1 protein-coding gene is annotated in these 618 nt (G+C 62.5%); it reads right to left on the bottom strand.

Annotated elements, in window-relative coordinates:
- Window positions 1-138: 138 nt before the first annotated feature.
- Window positions 139-618 (bottom strand): IS5 family transposase (locus tag I6F66_RS21430; RefSeq protein ID WP_197209796.1); only part of this gene is annotated, 480 nt, incomplete at its 5' end.

Raw genomic sequence — 618 nt, forward strand, 5'->3', positions numbered from 1 at the left:
GAACAGGTTCTAAGGCTACGCTGAACAAGCCCTCGAAATTTCCCGCGCGAACGCGGAAGACGCCATTTTTTGGATTTTGTGGCCTCTTGCGCCGCCCATTTGGGCCGTTCGCAGGGCCTTGAGGCCCGATTTCCACCCTTACGGGCGCACCTGTCCCTGCAGTCGCCCTCGGGCAAGGAAAATGTTGGCCAGCGCCAAGGCCGTGAATGCGCGTGTGGCGTTCTTCTGCAGCCCGCGGTAGCGCACCTTGGTGAATCCCCACAGGCGCTTAACCACCCCGAACACATGCTCTACCCGAGCGCGGATGCGTGACTTGTTGCGGTTCTTGGCCCGCTGAACTTCGTCCACCTCGCCTGCACGGCGGGTGCGCTGGTTGGTGAAGTCTTTGGCTTGGGGCGCCTTGCCCCGGATCAGAGCCTTCTGGCTGGCATAGGCCGAGTCGCCGTACACGCGCTGCTCGTTGCCATGCAGCAGATCGGGCAGCGGGTGTTTGTCATGCACGTTGGCCGCCGTCACCACGGCGCTGTGCGCCAGCCCGCTTTGGCTGTCCACGCCAATGTGCAGCTTCATGCCGAAATACCACTGCTGGCCTTTGCGGGTCTGGTGCATATCGGGATC

It is taken from the genome of Pseudoalteromonas sp. NZS100_1 (assembly GCF_015864285.1).
Lineage (GTDB): Bacteria > Pseudomonadota > Gammaproteobacteria > Enterobacterales > Alteromonadaceae > Pseudoalteromonas > Pseudoalteromonas arctica.